The sequence below is a fragment of the Moraxella caviae genome (genome assembly GCF_002014985.1).
GTDB classification, from domain to species: Bacteria; Pseudomonadota; Gammaproteobacteria; order Pseudomonadales; family Moraxellaceae; genus Moraxella; species Moraxella caviae.
On record NZ_MUXU01000106.1, the window covers coordinates 1 to 3,275 of the forward strand.

At 47.1% G+C, this 3,275-nt stretch carries 2 protein-coding genes and 1 pseudogene; 2 read left to right on the plus strand and 1 reads right to left on the minus strand.

Annotated elements, in window-relative coordinates; translation table 11 throughout:
- A pseudogene (locus B0181_RS11670) lies at positions 1 to 112 on the plus strand (IS1595 family transposase); the annotation flags it as partial.
- Positions 113 to 492: 380 nt separating this feature from the next.
- A complete protein-coding gene (locus B0181_RS11675; RefSeq protein WP_172462139.1) occupies positions 493 to 1,884 on the plus strand; it encodes an FAD-dependent oxidoreductase in 1,392 nt (463 codons plus the stop codon).
- A 380-nt stretch (positions 1,885 to 2,264) separates the two neighbouring features.
- Here the strand turns inward: B0181_RS11675 and ypfJ are convergent, their stop codons facing one another.
- The gene (gene ypfJ / locus B0181_RS11680; RefSeq protein ID WP_078277656.1) at positions 2,265 to 3,167 is read right to left on the minus strand and encodes a KPN_02809 family neutral zinc metallopeptidase; all 903 of its coding nucleotides are present in this window, start codon (positions 3,165 to 3,167) and stop codon (positions 2,265 to 2,267) included.
- Positions 3,168 to 3,275: the final 108 nt, after the last annotated feature.

Genomic DNA, 3,275 nt, shown 5'->3' on the forward strand with positions numbered 1-3,275 from the left:
TGGCATTGACAAGAAAAACTTCCATCTTTTTATCAAAGAATGCGAATTTAGATTTAATTACGGCACACCATCACAAAAGCTAAAAACTTTAAGAAAATGGTGTGAAATTTAGGGCTGATCTACTACAGCCCCTTAGATTTAATAACGGTACACCATCTAATCAACTTAAAGTATTGAGAAAATGGTGTGGGGTTTAAACTTTATCTACGTCAGCCCCTAACATTTTTATGCCGTAAAATCATCTGCGAGAAAGTTTTGCACGGTATAATTCCTTATTGGCATAACAATTTGAGTTAATATGTAAGTTTTGGCATAATGAATTTGGTATTACAGACTGGATTTTAAGTCAAAATTCTGCAAGGCAAAATTCTATAAGTCAAAACTTTGCAAATCAAAAATTTATCAATCAAATTTTTAAGCCAAAAGTTTGTAAAATAAGTCAATTTCCCAAACCAAAACCAAATAATCAACCAAACACCAAGAGAAAATCTTATGAATCACTCATCAGTCAATTCAGCTGGCGGTGAAAATACTGCCGACATTCGCACCAAAAACGCCATCATCGGCTTTGGTAAGGCAGGCAAAACTCTGGCGGCAGCACTGGCAGCGCAAGGCGAAAGCGTGGTTTTGCTGGAAAAATCTGCGCAAATGTATGGCGGCACTTGCATTAACATCGGCTGTATTCCAAGCAAAAAGCTGATTGAAGCGGGTAAAACGCAGGATTTTGCCAGTGCCATGCAAGAAAAAAATTCGCTCATCACGGCACTTAGAGCGGCAAATTTTCAAAAATTGGACGATTTGAGCAATGTGCAGGTGCTGACGGCGCAGGCAAGTTTTATTGACGAGCATACGCTACTGGCGAGTTTTGCTGACGGCAGCACGCAGACCATTCATGCTGAGCGCATTTTTATCAATACAGGCACCACGCCACGCAAACTTGCGATGACTGGCGCAGATTTGCCTTGTGTGTACGACAGCACGCAGCTTTTGGCGCAAGATGAGCGCCCTGACAGTCTTGTGATTGTGGGCGCTGGCTTTATTGCGCTGGAATTTGCCTTTATGTTTGCGGCATTTGGCACGCAGGTAACGTTGCTTGAGCGTGGCGAATTTTTGCCAAACGAAGACGACATTGTGCGTGAGACGCTGCAATCCATGCTTGCCAAGCATAAAATCAACGTGCTGACGAATTGCGAAACGCAAGCGATTATTGATACTGGCGAGCAAAACGGCAAGATGAGCGCCATCGTACAGACCAGCCAAGGCGAGATTACGACCAGTGCGGTGCTGATTGCAGCTGGGCGAGTGCCAAATACCAGCGAGCTAAACCTTGAAAACGCAGGTGTGCAGACCGATGAGCGTGGCTATGTGCTGACCGATGGCAAATTGCACGCACAAAACCAGCAGGGCGCGATTGCGCACATTTGGGCGCTGGGCGATGTGGCGGGCAGTCCGCAGTTTACTTACATTTCGCTGGATGATTATCGCATTGTGCGTGATGAGCTGCTGGGTGATGTGGCAAACGGCACACGCACCAAAAACGACCGCACGCCTTTTGCGACTTGCGTTTTCACCAATCCGCCACTGGCGCACATCGGCAAAAAAGCCAAAGATGCGAGCGCAGATGAAGTGGTGCTCAGCCTGCCAGCTTCGGCAATCGTCAAGGCAAAAGTGCTAAAACAAACCGATGGCGTGCTGCAAGCGGTGGTGAATCGTACCACAGGGCAAATCACTGGCGTAACGCTGCTTTGCGCTGAAAGTCATGAACTGATTAACCTGTTTAAACTGGCGATGGATCATGGCATTCCTGCAAGCTATTTTAAACATCAAATTTTCACGCACCCAACGATTGCTGAAGGTTTGAACGATTTGTTTGCGCAGTTTTGATAAACGGCTAAACTTTTAATAGCTTGCTAACAATAGCTTGCTGAACGAAAAAACCACCCAGTCGGTTTGGGTGGTTTTTTGTGGTTGAAAATTTGCGTTTGATGAAGTGAAACTTTTACTTATGTTTAAAAATTTGCTTTTGAATGTTGGGTTTTTGCAAGCTCAACCCAACTTACCGAATTTGGCGATAACACAACCTAGATTTTTACTGATGTATTTTTCCGTTCGCCCTGAGCTTGTCGAAGGGTCGAAGGATAGGCAAACCGCTCATGGTTCGACAAGCTCACCACGAACGGTTTGCATTCGCCACAAACGGTTTATGCTCATCACGAACGACTTTAAAGATAATTTGTTGGGTTTTATGCCACTCAGCTTAACGCTTAAATACTCTGCGCACTAAAAGTGTCGCATTGATTGACATCGCCTGTTTCAAAGCCACGATAAAACCAACGCTGACGCTGTGCGCTGGTGCCGTGCGTGAAGCTGTCTGGCACCGCATGGCCGCGCGCTTTTCTTTGTAGGTAGTCATCGCCGATTTTCTCGGCAGCGTCCAGTGCTTCTTCAATATCGCCTTTTTGTAAAAATTGCGTGCGCTCGTGCGTGTGGCGCGCCCACAGCCCAGCAAAGCAGTCGGCTTGCAGTTCTTGACGTACCGACAGCTGATTGGCGATGGCAGTGCTTGCGCTGGCTTGCGCTTGGCGTACTTGGCTGGAAATGCCGAGCAGCGTCTGCACATGATGACCGACTTCATGGGCGATGACGTAGGCTTGCGCAAAGTCGCCTGCTTGGTTGTGCGCGCTCAGTTCGGTTTGGTTTTTCTCGCCCGTGATGCCCATTTGCGTTTTCATGTCGGCAAAAAATTGTGTGTCAAGGTAGACTTTTTGGTCGGCAGGGCAATAAAACGGGCCGCTGGCGGACGTTGCCGAGCCACAAGCTGATTGCACCGCACCGCTGAACATTACAAGCGTAGGCGGTGCGTAATTTTGACCTGCAGCGGCAAAAATCGGTGTCCATACGTCTTCGGTGTCAGCAAGGATAGTCGCCACAAATTCACGCGCTTCTTGTTGGCTTGTGGTTTCGTTGGCAGGTGCGCTGGCGGCAGGACGGTTTTGGCTGATTTGCTGAGTAACGCCAATGGTGGTTTCTGGGCTGATGCCAAGAAATTTCCACGCCACGAACGCTAAAATCAAGCCGCCAATGCCGATTCCGCCAACTTTGCGTGCGCCACCGCCACCACGACGATCTTCAATATTGCTGCTTTGTCTGCGACCTTTCCACTGCATAATTCTGCCTTTTTGCTTTGATGATGAATGATGGAATTTGGTTAAATTTAGGGGCTGTCCTAGATAACTAGAACAAATACTCCCTAATTAATTGTTTTAAAATGGAAA

Coding starts and splice junctions, on each gene's coding strand:
- B0181_RS11675 (WP_172462139.1), top strand. CDS start 493: ATGAATCACTCATCAGTCAATTCAGCTGGCGGTGAAAATACTGCCGAC.
- ypfJ (WP_078277656.1), bottom strand. CDS start 3,167: ATGCAGTGGAAAGGTCGCAGACAAAGCAGCAATATTGAAGATCGTCGT.